The sequence below is a fragment of the Streptomyces sp. NBC_00461 genome (genome assembly GCF_036013935.1).
Classification (GTDB): domain Bacteria; phylum Actinomycetota; class Actinomycetes; order Streptomycetales; family Streptomycetaceae; genus Streptomyces.
In genome coordinates this window covers 7,918,475-7,933,277 of sequence record NZ_CP107902.1, presented here as the reverse complement: position 1 = coordinate 7,933,277, position 14,803 = coordinate 7,918,475, and the positions used below count along the sequence as shown (strand labels likewise).

13 protein-coding genes and 3 pseudogenes are annotated in these 14,803 nt (G+C 70.4%); 7 read left to right on the top strand and 9 right to left on the bottom strand.

Annotated features, from left to right (window positions below; translation table 11 throughout):
* Positions 1 to 254 precede the first annotated feature (254 nt).
* Positions 255 to 701: a winged helix-turn-helix transcriptional regulator gene (locus OG870_RS36770; RefSeq protein ID WP_266591131.1), complete on the bottom strand. Its 447-nt coding sequence runs from the start codon at positions 699 to 701 to the stop codon at positions 255 to 257.
* Between the two features lie 132 nt (positions 702 to 833).
* Here OG870_RS36770 and OG870_RS36765 point away from each other — a divergent pair, with 132 nt between their 5' ends.
* Positions 834 to 1,706 (top strand): aldo/keto reductase family oxidoreductase, encoded by an 873-nt coding sequence (locus OG870_RS36765; RefSeq protein WP_327691926.1) that lies wholly within the window; start codon positions 834 to 836, stop codon positions 1,704 to 1,706.
* Positions 1,707 to 2,108: 402 nt separating this feature from the next.
* Positions 2,109 to 3,329 (top strand): metallophosphoesterase, encoded by a 1,221-nt coding sequence (locus OG870_RS36760; RefSeq protein ID WP_327691925.1) that lies wholly within the window; start codon positions 2,109 to 2,111, stop codon positions 3,327 to 3,329.
* A 107-nt stretch (positions 3,330 to 3,436) separates the two neighbouring features.
* Here the strand turns inward: OG870_RS36760 and OG870_RS36755 are convergent, their stop codons facing one another.
* Entirely contained in the window at positions 3,437 to 3,925 is a 489-nt protein-coding gene (locus OG870_RS36755) for a GNAT family N-acetyltransferase (protein WP_266592574.1), read from the bottom strand.
* A gap of 195 nt (positions 3,926 to 4,120) precedes the next feature.
* A pseudogene (locus OG870_RS36750) lies at positions 4,121 to 4,467 on the bottom strand (MFS transporter); the annotation flags it as partial.
* Between the two features lie 269 nt (positions 4,468 to 4,736).
* Between OG870_RS36750 and OG870_RS36745 the strand changes: the two are divergent.
* The 4 genes and pseudogenes from OG870_RS36745 to OG870_RS36730 all read left to right on the top strand — a co-directional run bounded on the left by OG870_RS36745 (position 4,737) and on the right by OG870_RS36730 (position 8,067).
* Positions 4,737 to 5,759 carry a DNA-directed RNA polymerase subunit alpha gene (locus tag OG870_RS36745; RefSeq protein ID WP_266524978.1) on the top strand — a complete coding sequence of 341 codons (1,023 nt, stop codon included), beginning with the start codon at positions 4,737 to 4,739 and terminating at the stop codon, positions 5,757 to 5,759.
* Between the two features lie 181 nt (positions 5,760 to 5,940).
* A pseudogene (locus tag OG870_RS36740) lies at positions 5,941 to 6,167 on the top strand (hypothetical protein); the annotation flags it as partial.
* A gap of 472 nt (positions 6,168 to 6,639) precedes the next feature.
* Positions 6,640 to 7,068 carry a cupin domain-containing protein gene (locus OG870_RS36735; protein ID WP_266524977.1) on the top strand — a complete coding sequence of 143 codons (429 nt, stop codon included), beginning with the start codon at positions 6,640 to 6,642 and terminating at the stop codon, positions 7,066 to 7,068.
* 528 nt (positions 7,069 to 7,596) lie between these two features.
* Positions 7,597 to 8,067, top strand: a complete 471-nt coding sequence (locus OG870_RS36730; RefSeq protein WP_266524976.1) for a DIP1984 family protein — start codon at positions 7,597 to 7,599, stop codon at positions 8,065 to 8,067.
* Between the two features lie 345 nt (positions 8,068 to 8,412).
* Here OG870_RS36730 and OG870_RS36725 read toward each other — a convergent pair whose 3' ends face one another.
* The 4 genes and pseudogenes from OG870_RS36725 to OG870_RS36710 all read right to left on the bottom strand — a co-directional run bounded on the left by OG870_RS36725 (position 8,413) and on the right by OG870_RS36710 (position 10,002).
* Positions 8,413 to 8,661, bottom strand: a complete 249-nt coding sequence (locus tag OG870_RS36725) for a hypothetical protein (RefSeq protein ID WP_327692386.1) — start codon at positions 8,659 to 8,661, stop codon at positions 8,413 to 8,415.
* 70 nt (positions 8,662 to 8,731) lie between these two features.
* Positions 8,732 to 8,923 (bottom strand): annotated as a pseudogene (locus tag OG870_RS36720) (serine hydrolase); the annotation flags it as partial.
* Positions 8,854 to 9,129, bottom strand: a complete 276-nt coding sequence (locus tag OG870_RS36715; protein ID WP_327691924.1) for a hypothetical protein — start codon at positions 9,127 to 9,129, stop codon at positions 8,854 to 8,856. The pseudogene OG870_RS36720 and the gene OG870_RS36715, both read right to left, overlap by 70 nt.
* A 63-nt stretch (positions 9,130 to 9,192) precedes the next feature.
* Positions 9,193 to 10,002: a hypothetical protein gene (locus tag OG870_RS36710; RefSeq protein ID WP_327692356.1), complete on the bottom strand. Its 810-nt coding sequence runs from the start codon at positions 10,000 to 10,002 to the stop codon at positions 9,193 to 9,195.
* Positions 10,003 to 10,114: 112 nt separating this feature from the next.
* Here OG870_RS36710 and OG870_RS36705 point away from each other — a divergent pair, with 112 nt between their 5' ends.
* Positions 10,115 to 10,783 (top strand): TetR/AcrR family transcriptional regulator, encoded by a 669-nt coding sequence (locus OG870_RS36705; protein WP_327691923.1) that lies wholly within the window; start codon positions 10,115 to 10,117, stop codon positions 10,781 to 10,783.
* Between the two features lie 58 nt (positions 10,784 to 10,841).
* Here the strand turns inward: OG870_RS36705 and OG870_RS36700 are convergent, their stop codons facing one another.
* Complete coding sequence (locus tag OG870_RS36700; RefSeq protein ID WP_327691922.1) at positions 10,842 to 11,834, bottom strand: hypothetical protein; 993 nt, start codon at positions 11,832 to 11,834, stop codon at positions 10,842 to 10,844.
* A 125-nt stretch (positions 11,835 to 11,959) separates the two neighbouring features.
* On the bottom strand, positions 11,960 to 14,161 hold the full coding sequence (locus OG870_RS36695) for an SWIM zinc finger family protein (protein WP_405626953.1): 2,202 nt from the start codon (positions 14,159 to 14,161) through the stop codon (positions 11,960 to 11,962).
* Between the last annotated feature and the right edge of the window lie 642 nt (positions 14,162 to 14,803).

Genomic DNA, 14,803 nt, shown 5'->3' with positions numbered 1-14,803 from the left:
CCGGCCTTCACATCGGCTGGGCGAGCCGGTCGATGATCAGTGGCGGAGGGCCGCAACGGCTCCCCGCCCAGCCGCTGACGGGCCTGGGTGATCCCACCCGAGGTGGACAGCCTGGCGAGAACTGAAGATGTGACGGTGCTGCTCTGCCACGCAAATGCGCTTTCCCTGCCCCAGCGCGGAGACCCGATCTGGCTCTTCGCAGTTGAGGGTGTAGGCCGAGAATGTAGAGCTGTTGGACGGTTGGATGTGAGTCGTCAGGGGGTGCGAGCGTCGTAATTCTCGCGGTTTGCGAGGACCTCGGCCATGTGTGTCTGCGCCCAGTTTCTGAGCCCGCGCGTCATGTGGTGGAGCGAGAGGCCGAGGTCGGTCAGCTCGTAGGAGACGGTGACAGGGACGGTTGGCGTCACGGTACGGGTGAGCAGACCATCGTGCTCCAGCGACCGTAGCGTCTGGGTCAGCATCTTCTGGCTGACCCCGGCCAGAAGACGAGAGATCTCGGAGTAGCGCATCGCCTTCGGAGCGTCTGCGTGTGCTGCACCGGGCCGGCCAGGGCTGTTGTCGCCGCCCAGCGCACACAGGATCAGGACGACCCACTTGTCCGAGATTCGGTCGAGCAGTTGTCGGCTGGGGCACCCTGCCAGGAACGCGTTGTACTCCACCTTGGCCTGAGCCCTCTTCTGGGCCGCCTTCGTCGTCGTCACTGATCGCACCTCTCACCAATGGATGGGTTACGCACTCCCAAGTGCCTACTTCCCGACAGGAAGTTTCTCTCCAATGCTGATGCAGGGAGGCAGCAGGTGCCACCCCCCAACTGCGCGACGAAGGGCAACAAGATGAGCACACCCTCCCTCTCTCTTCCCGGCGGCACCTGGGCTCTGGGTGACCTGACCGTCACCCGGTTCGGCTACGGCGCCATGCAACTGGCCGGCCCGTGGGTCATGGGGCCGCCCGCCGATCGCAAGGGTGCCCTGGCCGTGCTGCGTGAAGCGGTCGCCCTCGGTATCACACACATCGACACCAGCGACGCCTACGGGCCGCGCGTCACCAACGAGTTGATCCACGAGGCACTGCACCCCTATCCCGAGTCGCTGCACATCGTGACCAAGGTGGGCGCGACCCGCGACGAACAGGGCGGCTGGCCTACAGCCCGGCGACCCGAAGATCTGCGCCGCCAGGTCCACGACAATCTCGAGTCCCTCCGGCTCGACGTACTCGACCTGGTCAACCTCCGACTCGGCAACGCCGAAGGTCCCCAGCCCGGCTCGCTCGCAGAGGCGTTCGAGACACTCGTCGAACTCCAGCAGCAGGGCCTGATCCGCCACCTCGGGATCAGCAACGCCACCGAGGAGCAGGTCACCGAGGCACAGAGCATCGCGCCGATCGTGTGCGTGCAGAACATGTACAACCTCGCCCACCGCCACGACGACAAGCTCATCGACCGGCTCGCCACCGACGGCGTCGCGTACGTGCCCTTCTTCCCCCTCGGGGGCTTTACCCCGCTTCAGTCCTCGGCGCTCTCGGCGGTCGCCGCTCGACTGGAGGCGACACAGATGTCCGTCGCACTGGCCTGGCTGCTGCAGCGATCACCGAACATCCTGCTCATCCCCGGCACGTCATCGACGGCACACCTGCGCCAGAACATCGCCGGCGCGGGACTCTCCCTCTCTCACAAGGACTTGACCGAGCTGAACGACATCAGCCGCTGAATGCCCCAGAGCTGACCGCCTCACAAGCCACGCCCAAAGCCACCGTTCAAGTTCCGGCCCCGGTCACCTTCGCGCGGCCGGGGCCGAAGGGTCTGGTGCAGGTCGCCCCGCCGCAGCAAGCCGACGGGGCGTCGTCGTATCAGGTCCCCGTCTGCGCAGGACCCCTGCCGGAGCAAGCCAAAGGGGGGCCTCACATGTCACGAACGATCACAAGCGATCACAGGCGGATCACAGCCCCCATGAGCGGGGTCCTGGCTGTAGCTGTCCGAGCAGGTGGAAGGCCTCGTGGGCAGCCTCACGGCTCCACATGGGGCTGCCCATCATGAGCACCCCGTCCGTCCGACCCGGGACGGCCGGATACAGTGCGCGCGACGGCAGCCTGGTTGCTCTAGGAGGGGAAGCGTGACCGACACCAGCGAAACCCGATCCGCCGACAGCGCAGCGCATGCGACTCAGCAGAGCCGACTGCTCCGCCTGATGCGCTTCCTCCCCCTGATCGCCCCCGTCCTGCTGTGGACGGTGCCCTGCTGGCTGCTGCTCCACACCGGCCAGCACTGGCCGCTCCCTGTCACGCTCGTCGGCACCGCCCTGTTCGCCCTCGGCCTGGTCGGTATGCCGCTCGCGATGGTGCGCGGCCACGGCCGACGCCAGCAGGACTGGGCGGCGATCATCGGGGACACCCTGCTGGGCAGCATCTGGGTCCTGTTCACCTGGTCCGTCGTGTTCGGCGTCCTACTGCGGCTCGCCCTGACCGTGACCGGCGGGGGCGACGGCCAGGACCGGGCCCGGATCGTCACCTGGGCGGTCCTCGGCACCGCCGCCGTGCTGCTCACCTGGGGGTTCGCCGAGGCCCGCCGGGTACCACGGGTACGCCGCCTGGACGTGCAACTTCCGCGCCTGGGGGCCGGGTTGGACGGCACGCGCGTCGTCCTCATCACCGACACCCACTACGGCCCGCTCAACCGCGCCCGCTGGTCGGCGCGGGTCTGCGAGACGGTCAACACGCTGAAGGCCGACCTGGTCTGCCACACCGGGGACATCGCGGACGGCACGGCCGAACGCCGCCGCGCACAGGCCGCCCCACTCGGCACCGTGCAGGCCACCCGGGCCCGGGTCTACGTCACCGGCAACCACGAGTACTACAGCGAGGCCCAGGGCTGGGTCGACCTGATGGACGAGCTGGGCTGGGAGCCGCTGCGCAACCGCCATCTGCTGCTCGAACGCGGTGGCGACACCCTCGTGGTCGCCGGCGTGGATGACGTCACCGCCGAGTCCTCCGGCCTCGCCGGCCACGGCGCCCACCTCGCCGGAGCCCTGCACGGCGCCGACCCCGACCACCCCGTCCTGCTCCTGGCCCACCAGCCCAAGTTCGTCGACCGGGCGGCAGCCGGCGGCGTCGACCTCCAGCTCTCCGGGCACACCCACGGCGGCCAGATCTGGCCCTTCCACCACCTGGTCCGCCTCGACCAGCCCGCCCTCGCCGGCCTCAGCCACCACGGCACCCGCACCCTCCTCTACACCAGCCGCGGCACCGGCTTCTGGGGCCCGCCCTTCCGCGTCTTCGCCCCCAGCGAGATCACCCTGCTCGTGCTCCGCTCCCCACAGCGGCCCCCCACGCCGTAGCGCCGGAGGGGCCGGCAGTCCCGCCTGGAGATGCTGCAGTGCGCCGGCACGCCAGGCCAAAGACGACGGCACACCCGGAGCGCGCGGCGTCCAACCGGCACACCGCGTCATTCCGAAGGAATGCGAAACTCGAATTCGGGACGGTCCCACGGCACGGCGGGCGGGTTCGCGAGCGCGGTCCCGGTCCGCACCGCACCGACGCGGTGGTAGAAGTCCTCGGCGGGAAGATGAGACACGACCCTGACACGGTCGAGCCCGGCGGCACGGGCCTCGGACTGCATGTGCGCGACGAGCAGCCGTCCAATACCACGTCCTTGCGCTCCGTCGGCGACGAACAGCAGGTCGAGTTCCGGTGGAGCGAGGACGAGCGAGTAGAACCCGAGGACGCGGCCGTCATGCTCGTCGGCGCCGACGGCCACGAAGGCGCGGTGGGCCTCGATGTAGTCAGGACCGACCCGGTAGCCCGCCACTGCGGATGCGTACTTGCCCTCGTAGGCGCCTGAGCCACGCACGAGCCGCGTGAGCCGTTTGGCATCCCGCGCGACTGCCCTCCGTATCGTGATCGGCTGGCTGATCGGGGAAGTGCGTGAGCTCATCGGGAGAGTATTTCGCATCGGGGAGTGCCTTCCCGCGGCGGGTCGGCTGATCGGGCTGGTGTTCCCGCACCGCTCCCGGGAACCACTCGCCCGAGCCCCGATCGACCACGGCACTGCGGCCGACGGGGCCGCCCGCCGACAGCGACTGGACGCCCGATGTGAGTCGTGGTGCCCTCGTGAGTGGCCACGGGACGGTTCCGGCTCGTGCGACGACGTCTGGTCCGGCCGGGGAAGCAGGAGCGAGGTGATCAGGATGAGCGGTCCCGCGACCGTCAGAGCGGTGCGTGGGCTGGTTGGCTGGTGACGTCGGCGAGCAGCCCGGCGAGCGCGGTGGGGAGGGCGATGGACGCCTGCTGGCCGATCAGCCGGATGGCGCGCAAGGTGCCGACGGTCCGGAAGACCCAGTGCCGGCCGAAGCGGGCCACGACACGGCGGGCCAGCCGCGGGCCGATGAGTCCGCCGCGGCAGGGGGCGGCGAAGGCGAGGCCGTACTGCCAGTGCGGCAACCCGAGCTGGCGAAGCAGCACATGTGCAAACGCAGGGCGAGCAGGGCACGCTGCACTGGAGATGCATCGAACGCCCCGGCAGTGCCGTGTCGCGGCAAGGCAGACATGCGAGCCAGGGGCTGGATGCGGGCAAAGCAGAAACGGCCGTGGTACGGCGGGCCGAAGGGAGGCCCGACACGTCCTCGCCGGGTTGGGCAATCGGGCGGTTCGGCCTCTACGGAGACCCTCTCGCCCGAATCACCCGTACCCTTCATGGTGTCCACGGCGTCACATAGCGGGCGCCGAACCTCTGGAGGCAACACCTCGTGCTCATTGCTCAGCGTCCGTCCCTGACCGAAGAAGTCGTCGACGAGTTCCGCTCCCGGTTCGTGATCGAGCCGCTGGAGCCGGGCTTCGGCTACACCCTCGGCAACTCCCTGCGCCGTACGCTCCTCTCCTCGATCCCGGGTGCGGCGGTCACGTCCGTCCGCATCGACGGTGTCCTGCACGAGTTCACCACCGTGCCGGGCGTCAAGGAGGACGTCACCGACCTGATCCTCAACATCAAGCAGCTCGTCGTGAGCAGCGAGCAGGACGAGCCTGTCGTGATGTACCTGCGCAAGCAGGGCCCGGGTCTGGTCACCGCCGCCGACATCGCGCCGCCGGCCGGTGTCGAGGTGCACAACCCCGACCTGGTCCTCGCCACGCTCAACGGCAAGGGCAAGCTGGAGATGGAGCTGACGGTCGAGCGTGGCCGCGGTTATGTCTCCGCCGTGCAGAACAAGCAGGTGGGCCAGGAGATCGGCCGTATCCCGGTCGACTCCATCTACAGCCCCGTGCTGAAGGTCACGTACAAGGTCGAGGCGACCCGTGTCGAGCAGCGCACCGACTTCGACAAGCTGATCGTCGACGTCGAGACCAAGCAGGCGATGCGTCCGCGTGACGCCATGGCTTCGGCCGGTAAGACCCTGGTCGAGCTGTTCGGTCTCGCCCGCGAGCTGAACATCGACGCCGAGGGCATCGACATGGGCCCGTCCCCCACGGACGCCGCCCTCGCCGCCGACCTGGTACTGCCGATCGAGGAGCTGGAGCTCACGGTCCGCTCCTACAACTGCCTCAAGCGCGAGGGCGTCCACTCCGTGGGTGAGCTCGTGGCTCGTTCCGAGGCCGACCTCATGGACATCCGCAACTTCGGTGCGAAGTCCATCGACGAGGTCAAGGCGAAGCTGGCCGGCATGGGCCTGGGCCTGAAGGACAGCCCGCCCGGATTCGACCCGACCGCCGCCGCCGACGCCTTCGGCGCGAACAACGACGCGGACGCGGGTTTCGTGGAGACCGAGCAATACTGAACGCCGTGCTGCGCCGACCATAGAGACACATCGCGTGCGGGGACACGAGAACCTCCACGCGGTTCCCAGCCCTGGGCGACCTCGGCCGGGTCGGCGCCCACGCACAGCCAGGTGGGTCGTCACTCTTTCCGCTGAGACGCCGACCCTGATTTGGTCATTCCGAGGATGGGGGCGCCGGCCGGCCTTCGCTGAACAGAAGACCGCCGGGATCGTTACCCTCGCCCAGGGCGCGGAGGCCATCACTGCCGAGCTGGCCTCCAACCGCGCCGACCCTCGCCTTCCGCGCGAGCTCGCCCATCTCGGGCTGCGCTGCTGCCCACGGCGACCATCGGTTCGTTCCCACAGACCGACGAACTGCGTATCGCCGGCGCTGACCTGCGCGGCGGGCGGATCTGCACCGCGGGGTACGGCGGCATATCAAGGCGGAGGCCCCTTCCTGGGCCACCCATCGATCGCGGCTCGTCCAGCCGCGTCGCAGGATGCGTGAGTACATCCGTGGACTGCTGGGGTGCGGACGAGGACCCGTTGGCGTCCAGGAGGACGAGGCGGAGCGGGAGCCGGAGCCGGAGAAAGCGGATCAGGGCAAAGCCACACAGTGATATTCCGTCTTCGCTGACCCTCATAACCTTCGCTTGGTCACCCACTCACCCCGGCGCAAGAAGGGGCGGGTCCACCGTTGACGCACACAGGAACTGCCCTTTCAGCCATTGACAGCCGGATGAACGATTGGGGGCCACACACAATCAATACAGCCAATTCATTCATGAACTTCACATTCCGCGCTCCGGCGCACGCAACCAGGGTCGGGGACCCCACTGCGATCCGGGAAGCGATTCCACTGCACCTATTCAGAACATCGGATCCTGACTACCGTGCATTCATGCTGTCCGCTGAAGCCACCGCAGGTTTACAGGCCGAACTGCTGGCAACGGGGAAAATCCGGAACGGGTTGTCGATCACAGCCACCGGCCCCACCGAGATCACCTACAGGCGCGTCTCGCTCCAGCCATCCGGCTTCACCGGATGGCACTACCATCCCGGCCCCGTCGCCGTCGTGGTCAAATCCGGCGTCCTGACCCGGATGTTCTGCGACGGATCGAGCGAAGTGTCGGGACCTGGCGAAAGCATCATCGAACCAGCCGGGCCGGAACACGTTCACGCCGGGTGCAACCGGGGCGACGTTCCCGTCGTGCTGTACATGGTCTACTTCATCCCGCACGGGGCGGAGCACGCCGTGGCCACGGAAGTCCCGCCCATCTGGCAGCCGTCCGGCATCCCGGCGCCAACTGGACTGGAAACGGCCGCTTAGGCGACGGTCCGGGGTCGCGACTGCGCATGGAGCGGGAAAGCTGCCCACGGAATTCTAAACCTGCTCCCGAGATTCGCCCTCGGGTCGACCATCGACGCGCGGATCAGCTGGCGTGTTCGTTCTCCGTTTCCGACTGTCGAATCCGCACGGGACGGCCACGTTTGACGCCCCAGAAGAGGACGGGTGGGTGCCGTTTTCAGGACACCTCGGAGGCGGAACAGAGTCTCGATCTCCGCGCGCTCGGCGAATGCTTCGCAACAGGGTGGGCATCGCCCGCCTCGTTTCCTTTAGCGCGACGGTGCTGCAGCACATCGGCTGTGGAGGCCAGGATGGAGTGCGCACCTCCGACGCCGACCGCCCGAGGAACGCTCGACAGGGCTGCCCCCGCACAGCGCGGCGAAGGACGCCTCACTCCTCCGCTCGCACTCCAGTCACTGGTCAGGGCTGCGGTGGATCAAAATCCAGGTGCGTATGAGCCGGTTCGCGTTCGTATACTCGTGCGGGCTCATGGAGAGGGAGGTGGGGACAGTGAAGCTTGCTGAGGCACTGGCAGAACGTGCGGAGGCGACGCGCCGAGTGGAGCAGCTGCGAGCGCGTGTCGTCAGCAGTGCGCGGTATCAGGAAGGGGAGACGCCCGCCGAGGATGCGGCTCAGCTGTTGGCTGAAGCCGGTGAGGTGCTGGACGCCCTGGAAACGTTGATCCGGCGGATCAACCGGACCAATGCCACCGTGGAGATGGGTCCGGACGGCACGCTCACCGATGCCCTCGCACGTCGGGATGTCCTGCGGTTGCGTCACTCTGTGGTCACCGCGGCGGCGGACGCTGCGGCGGGTAAGGGCGAGCGGGGATACGGCCGGCAGCTTCGGTCCGAGCTGATGATGCTTTCCGCGCTTCCGGTCGCTGAGCTGCGCGGTCAGGCGGATACCCTCGCCCGGGAGATCCGCGAGGTCGATGTGCGGATTCAGCGTACGAACTGGGAGGTCGATCTGCTGGACTGAGTAGTCCAGCAGGCTGGGTTGATGTGGAGCAGGTAGCAGCTTCGGAGGCGTGCACACACCGAGGGCCGGCGGTTTTCCAGCCCACTCCTGGCGCGTGAAGAGCAACGCGGGGGTTCGACTCCCCAATTGACCGTGCAGCTCAGCACTGCGTACAGGTAACGGTGCACATCGCACAGCACATCACCACGTGCAGATCCGAGGCGGCGAGGGCGGGTTCGGGGCTTTCCACATCGCAGCACCAGCACCAGCACCATGGAGACGGCGATCCGGTGGATGCTGTTGGCGATTTTGGCGGCGTGCCTCCAGCAACAGGCGCGCCTGCCCCGGACACACGCCCCGAGATGCCTAGGCGGACTTGGCCGTCGCCCGGACGCCGAAGTGGATGTACCGGCTGCCGTCGGTGAGGGCGTAGAACACGACGGGTATCCAGGCGTCCTTCTCGTTGCGACGGCCGGCGAACACCGTCTTCGTCGGCGTGTGCGAGACCGGGGTCAGGTGCCAGACCAGCGGGTCGAACGTGCCCGTCAGGCCGTCCGCGCCCTCGCATTTCAGCCGTAGCGCCCCCGGGCCGCCGTCGCCGTCGGCGATGGTCATGAGGAAGCCCTTGGTTGAGCAGTTGGCGTGGCGTGATCGTCCGGCTGGCCCCGGCGTCGGCGACCGTGAAGTCCGGCAGGACGTCGGCGACCGGCGCATCGAGGTCCAGTTTCCCGGCGTCGGCGAGCAGGACCACCATGGCGGCGGTGTAGCCCTTGCTGACGGAGCCGATCTGGAACACGGAGTCCGGGGTCACCGTGACGCCGGTGCCGGTGTGCAGGACGCCGGCGGCCAGTTCGTGGATCTCGCCGTCGGCGAGCACGGCCAGGGCTGCGCCGGGGATGTGGTGGGCGGCGAGGAGCTGTGCGAGCCGGGCCTGTCAGCGGGCGGTGTCGAATGCCGGGCGCCGTCGCTCACGCCCAGCGCACGGTTGACCGTACGGGCCAGGTCCCGGTCGGTCTGTTCCAGGATCTTGGCCACCTCCTGGTCGACGAGCTTCGACACGTCCTGGCGCAGGTCTTCCGACATGCCCTCTCCCTCGGGGTCACGGTCGAATGGCGCGGGTGGGGTGGAGCGGGGACCTGCCGGCGGCTAGTCGGCGCTGCGGGTCCGCCGGCCGACGAGCCCGGTGAGCGAGGCGACCGTCGTGCGCGGCGGCCGCCGGAGGTCGCGGTCCGGGCGCAGGACGGTGCGGAACGCGGCCCAGGCGACTGCGCCGAGGGCGAAGCCGTAGCAGGAGACCAGCCCGTGCCCGTTCTCCTGCGCGAACCACATCGCCAGCCCGAGCACCGGTACGCCGAGCGCGAGCAGCCGGTTCTTGCGGACGGCCTTGCCGCGGCTCACGCCCGGGTCGTCGGAGCCCTGCTGGGCACCCTGGCCGGAGGTCCTGCCCGAGTTCTCGTCGGCGCCGCCGCGCAGCAGCAGGGCCGCGGCCAGCGTCGCGCCCAGGAAGTAGGTGGCGCCGGAACTGCCGGCGAAGTTGCGGGGGTCGGTGCTGTGGGAGGTCTGGCCCCACAGCTTGTCGATCTGCTCCGGCAGCAGGATGCCCGCCGCGAACAGGACGAGCGTCAGCGGGGCACCCCAGGACCAGTCGGCGAAGGCCGCGACGGCGGCAAGCGTGGCGATGTTCCAGGCCGCCCCGCCGAAGCCGCCGTTCTGCATGAAGACCGAGGTGACCACGCGCCACCAGCCGGACTTCGACGGGTCCGCGTCGAGCGCGCCCATCGCCCCCGACCAGCAGAGCTGGAGGGCCACCCCGGCGAGCGCGAGCCCGGTCAGGCCGACGGCCGCCCAGGGGATCCTCCGCCGGCCCAGCGTTCTCTGGCCGACCAGGGCCAGACCGCCCTTGAACATCAGCACCATCAGTGCCGCCGTGGTCACGTTGAACAGCAGGATGCCCATCGTCACCACCCCCCTCCGAGCCGTGTGCGATTTTGCCGATCATGACGTTAGCGCGACCCAGGGGATTTTCAAACAGTGTTTGAAAGCTGGTGCGGCTCGCTAGACTGCGGCCGTGAAGCTGACGGCAGACCGGATCATCGACGCGGGGATGGCGGTGTTCGCCCAGACCGGCTACCACGGCTTCTCCGTGCGTCAGGTCGCGGACCGGCTCGACGTGCACGCCGGCAGCCTCTACTACCACGTGCCCAGCAAGGCCGCGCTGCTCCAGCTGATGGCCGACCGGGTGGTCCGGCAGGCGTACGAGGCCGGCACCGCCGCCCTGGCCGGACTGCCCGCGCAGGCAGGCTGGCCGGCGCGGGTGACGGCGCAGGCCGTCGCCCTGCGGCAGAGCATCCTGCAGCACCCCGGCGGGGCGATCATGCTCGCCGGCAGCCCGAAGACTCTCAGCCCCGGCGCGCTCTCGCTGATGGAACGGCTGCTCGCCACCCTCGCCGAGGCCGGCGTGCCCCCGGAACACTGCGGCACCGCCGCCGACACCGTGCTCAGCCACGTCACCGGCTACGTGCTCCAGGAACAGAGCGATCCACCCGCGGTGCCGATCACCGCCGAGGACGTCGCCGCCCTCCACCGGAGCTTCCCCCGGACGGTGGCCGCCGCGGCCGCGCACGGGCCGGAGGAGAAATTCACCCGCAGCCTGGATCTGCTCTGCGCCGGCATCGGAACGCTGATCCGGCCGCCGTCCGCAGGGGCGCCGTCCGAAGAACCGGACGAGGGGGGCTAGCCGTGGTCCGGATGGGCGCTGCCGGGGTCCTGTGACATCCGGCGACGTCCGGTCCGGGTCAGGCGCGGAGGGTGACCCCGAACCGGGTCCGCATCCGCCGCATCTCCCACAGCGACACGGCGGTCACCGACAGCGGTCCGCCGAGCATCGAGCAGTACTGGACGAACGGCGGGCCCTCCGGCAGACCGTCGCCGATCACGTTGAAGATCGCGAACACCCACACCAGCGCCATGGTGATCACGGGCGGCAGCATCGGATGGACCTGGGCGGTGTTGAAGGCGCTGCGGGCCGAGTACAGCGACGCCAGGACGAAGAAGGGGATGCCCCACACGATCACAGCCGTCGCCGCGATGAGGAGCGCGTACTCCAACACGGTCGGTCGCTCGGTGGTCCCGATCCGAGACGCCGGGAACAGGATCACGCCCATGGCGACGATCGAAAGCACGTACCAGCCGACCGCCTTGAGCGGAGCGCTCAGCCGGGAGCGCATGAGCGGCCGCAGGTGCGAGGGCGCGTAGTAGATGAATCCGAGGATGACCAAGGGCCCGGCGATCAGCAGCAGGAGCGGGGCGACGAGCATCTGGGCGGCGCTGCCCTTCGCCGCGTCCGACCAGCGGTCCGGGTTCACGTTGTAGACGAAGACCAGGGCCGCCGTGGCGGCGGCACCGAGGACCGTGCGGGCCAGCTGGACGCGGTCCACGGTGCGGTCCTCGATCCGGCCGTCGCCCTCCTGCACGAACAGCTTGGTGGCGACGCGGTGCGCGGAGCGCAGGATGGCGGCGACGAGCCAGAACGGCGAGACATAGCGCAGGCAGCCGCCGCCGCGCCGGGCGGCAACGCGCGGCGTGGGCTGCGGGCCGTAGGGGTACGGATGCGGGTTCGGGTACGGGTACGGCGGCTGGTTCGGGTACGGTCCCGGCTGCGGTGGCGGAGGGCCGTAGGGGCCGCCCTGCGGTGGTCCGTACGGTCCGCCGCCCCAGCCCTGACCTCCCGGTCCGTTGCCGCCAGGCTGCCCGGGGCCTGAACCCGGACCCCATCCCCCCGTAGCCATGCCTCTCCCACCGTTCATTTTCGGCCGGTTGCTGTGTCGTGCGGTGACCTCGCGGCATTGTAGTGGCTCATCGGGCGGCCAACGCCACAGCGGGTATCAGCCGTACCGCGGAACGTGAGCCCCCGTCAGCCGTCCGGCGAGGCGCCAAGGCCGGTGAGGGCGCCGACCGGGTCGAGGTCGGGGGTGCCGCGGGGCCACCAGTCGTCGTGGCCCGGCTCCGACTCGTAGGCGTACCACAAGCCGTCGCGGCCGAGGCGGAGTTGGACGTGGCCGCGGGGGTGGGTGAGGTGGTTGCGCCAGGGGCGGAAGGCCGGGAGGTCGGCGGCGAGGAGGAGGGGGCGGGCGCGGTCGAACCGTCCAGCCGGCGGGTCCCAGGGGTCCTCCAGGACGGCGAGTCCTTCCGGGCCGCCCTGCCGCCAGGCGGCGACCGCGCGGGCCAGCTCCGCGGGAGTGCGGTCGGCGGCGGACGCGAGCGAGGCGTAGAGGGCGCGGGTGCCGGCGGTGAGTCCCGAGCCGGGGCGGGCGGCGGCCAGTCGGACCGCGTCCTGCCACAGCGTCAGTTCCGCCACCGGGTCGTGGCCCGTGCTGAGGAGCGCATGGGCACGGGCTGCGGCGTCGGTCGCCAACTGGTCCAGCGCGAACGGGTCGGGGCCGCCCGGGGCCGCCGGGTAGACCGGGGGCTGCTCGGGGTGCGCCGGGGCGGGCAACGGCAGTGGGAGCGGCGGGAGTTGGCGGGGCACGAGGGCTTCGGTGGCGCGCACGCCGGGGAGCGGGGCGGGTTCCTGCTCCTGGGCTGCACGGGCCGCGCGGGCGGCGCTCAGCCGGGAGAGGGCGTCCAGCAGGTCGCGTTCGCCGCGGCCGCGCAACAGGAGCAGTACGAAGGGGTCGGCGTCGAGCAGGCGTGCCGTCTGGTAGCAGAGGGCGGCGGCGTGTTTGCAGGGGTGGCCGCGGTCGGGGCAGCTGCAGTGGGGGTCGAGGTCGCGCGGGCCCGGCAGCAACGGCACTCCGCAGTCGGCCAGGGACTGCGGCAGCTCCTTGTCGAGCAACGCGGCGATGTGCCCCGGGCGCTCGGCGGCGGCGTCCAGGAACCGTGCCCAGTCCGCGTCGTCCAGGGTGTGCAGCCGCACCTGTACGCGGTACGGACGAGGGCGGCTGCCCTGCACATACGCGAGCACGAGTCCGGGTGTCACCGTGATGGCGTCCACATTGCCCTGCTCGGCGTAACTCCGGCCACGCGCAAGCCTCTTGGCGTCCAGCGCGCCTTCCTCCAGCGCCGTGACCCACGCATTGCCCCACCACGTCTCCGCGAAGCGGGCGTCGGCCGGGGAGAGCGAAGCGCGGGACGGGAACGCGGGGAACGTACGGCGCAACTCGCCGTCACGGGAAGGGGCGGCCATGGAGGGGGCGCGGCGGGCGGCAGGGTCGAGCTCTGCGGGTGCCTGTGCCACTGCCTGTGCCACTGCCGGTGCCATTGCCTGTGGTGTGCGTGCTGTGCCGGGCCGATGGGCTTCGGCACGGGGTTCGGTGAGCCCGGCCGGCCCTGGACGGTCACTGGACGCGGACGACATCTCGGAATCCGAACTCCCCCTACCCGCACCCTCGTTGTCGTCGTACGCCGCTCCCGGCTCGGTCGCCGAGGCAGGCATACGGAAGGCGTCGGCGAGCAACTCCCGCAGCTCACGCGCCTGTACGCCGGCAGCGCGGCGCGACGCATCGCCCTGAGCCCTGTCTCCCGCCGGACGCCGCTGCCGCCGCCCTGCCTCGGCCGCGGCACGCTCGGCGTCCCGAGCCTGACGCGACCGCACCCGCGCGGCACGCAACGCCTCACGCGCCACGTCACCGGGCCGCCCACCCTCAGCATCGACTTCCCCACCCCGAGGCCCCACCCCGGCATCCGACCCCACGTCCGTCCCCTGCGGCGCCTCGGCGGGCGGGGCGGAACTCGGTGCTTGGGTGGGCGGGTTCGGCAGGATGGCCGGAGACTCCGCGCCGGGCCGGTCCGGCAGAGCGGGCGTAGAAGCCTCAGCGGTCCGGTTCGCGGGAGTGGATGTCCGCGCCTCGTTCCGCATGCCCGACGGAGCAGGCTGCTCCGCATGGCCACGACGGTTCGGCGGAACAGAACTCGACGTCTTACCCGAGGCGGCGAGCAGGTCAGACCTCGGTGCCTCACCGGAGCGGTGCTGCACGGCAGAACTCGGTGCAGCGCCAGGCAAGTTCGAGCGAGTAGGTGTCGATGCCTCACCGGGCGATTCCGGCGAGGCGGAACGCGCTGCCTCACCGGACGCGTCCAGCGGGGAAGGCGTCGGCCGCTCGCCCGGGCGATCCACGTCCGCTGCCACGTCGGCGACGCCGCCCGACGTGTCCGCCGGCGATGCGTCATCAGCGGTGTCGTGCGCGGCGCCGTTTGGAACAGGATCCGGGGTCAAGGCGTCCGCGATCCCAACCGCAGCATCCGCGCCTCCCTCACGCCGAGCCGAGACGGATGCCCGAGCGGGACCTTCCGCGTCCGCTCCCCCGCCGGATGACCCAGCGCCCGAGGCGTCCCCGTCCGAGCCACCCGGTGCCGAACTCCCAGACCTCGGACCAGGGGACACCGCACCCCCGGTCCGGCCCACCGCACCATCACCCGCGCCACGTCGACCGGAGCCTGCCACCCGAGCCGGCACATCAGTACCCGCTTCCATGCCGGAAGCCGCACCGCCCGAGCCATCTCCGCCCGAACTCCCCGCCGTCGCATCAGAGTCCGCGGCACCCACGCCCCGCCTCTCGGCGATCGCTCGGCGCAGCGCCGCCCGTGCGGCATCAGCGGGGCGCGCTCCGCCGCCCCCGCGCGTCTCGGGCACATCCGGCGCGTCGGAGGCGTGCTCCGACTCGGGAGTCCCCTCCGTCAGCGGCCACCGCTCCGGCGTCTGCGGCCGGCGCTCCGGATCTCGCACCGGCACCGCCTCACGTCCCGCGCTCCGCTCCTC